Below are 1,334 nucleotides of genomic sequence, written 5' to 3'. Positions count from 1 at the left end.
TATGGTGGACCCATGAGTCAAGACAAAAAGAGCGAGAGTTTAAGCTAGTCTGGTTTCTAACATTGCAGCAGAATGGCGCTGCCCCAAATTGTCCCTGAGTAATGGTTATGCTGCAACCTTCGGATAGCGGTCCACAATGCAGGCGCCGCCCCCTTGCCCTGTCAGGTATACCTGATCTGGTGTCAGATAGCCGAGAGACTGATGCGGGCGGCGACTATTGTAAAACTCAAAGTAGGCAGTCAGCCCAACCATCAGTTCCGGTACATGGCCATAGCCCCGCAGGTAAATATCCTCGTACTTCACACTGCGCCAAAGCCGCTCCACGAAGATGTTATCCAGGGCGCGACCACGACCGTCCATGCTGATCTGTACACCATGCGCCTGAAGTAAGCCTGTAAACGCCTCAGCGGTGAATTGGCTGCCTTGGTCCGTATTGAAGATCTCCGGCGCACCATAGCGTTGTAGCGCCTCTTCCAGACAGGCCACACAGAACTCTGCCTCCATGGTATTACTGATCCTCCAGTTCAACACCTTACGGCTGTACCAGTCCATAATAGCCACCAGATAGACAAATCCATGGCGGAGCCGGATATACGTGATATCCGTACTCCAGACCTGACCGGGGCGATCAATAGTCAGCCCCCGCAGCAGGTAGGGATAAATCTTATGCTCTGGATGGGGTCGGCTGGTGTGCGGCCCTGGAGCCATGCCCGCCAAACCCAAGGTGCGCATCAATCGCTGCACCCGTTTGCGATTGACCCTAAACCCCAGATTTTGGAGATATACGGTCATCCGGCGACTCCCATAAAACGGCGTTGTTGTGTATTGGGCATCCAGTAAATCCATGAGCACTTTATCCTCTGCGTCCAATGGCTTTTCGGGTCGCTGCGCGTAAACCGTGGCTCGGGCCACGCCAGCCAGGTGACACTGCCGTTGAATAGAGATCGACGGATTCGGTGCGATCCACGTCCGCCGCGTCTCTACCGTCACACTCCGGACTTTTTTTTCAGCCAATCCAGTTCGACTTTCAACCGCCCGATTTCACTGTAGAGATGCTCCGGGTCGCTGTGCGCATCAATGGGCTGTGGGCCACGCTTGCCCTCAAATAAAGTACCCACCTGCTCCAGAATAGCCTTCTTCCATTGCCCGACCTGCGCCGGATGCACTCCATGCTCCTGCGCAATCTCGTTGATGGTTTTCAGGCCCCGGATCGCCTCCAGCCCCACCTTGCCCTTAAAGGCGGCTCCATACACTTTCCGCTTTGCTGCGCTCATCGTCTCCTCCTGACCAGACAACAAGCTTAAACTATTGTCTCAAATCTGGGGTCCACTATA

The 1,334-nt window shown here is 54.7% G+C and carries 1 protein-coding gene; it reads right to left on the bottom strand.

The genetic code is table 11. The features are described from left to right. Positions 1-105 precede the first annotated feature (105 nt). Positions 106-1,274, bottom strand: a protein-coding gene (locus HJG40_RS01695) for an IS3-like element ISAfe17 family transposase (protein ID WP_139111693.1) whose coding sequence is annotated in 2 segments (ribosomal slippage) — positions 106-998 and positions 998-1,274 — 1,170 coding nt in all. Because the reading frame shifts where the segments join, the coding sequence is not laid out codon by codon here. Between the last annotated feature and the right edge of the window lie 60 nt (positions 1,275-1,334).

Source organism: Acidithiobacillus concretivorus, assembly GCF_018853445.1.
GTDB lineage: Bacteria > Pseudomonadota > Gammaproteobacteria > Acidithiobacillales > Acidithiobacillaceae > Acidithiobacillus > Acidithiobacillus concretivorus.
The sequence above is the reverse complement of the archived record's forward strand: the minus strand, read 5'-3'. Positions and strand labels throughout refer to the sequence as shown.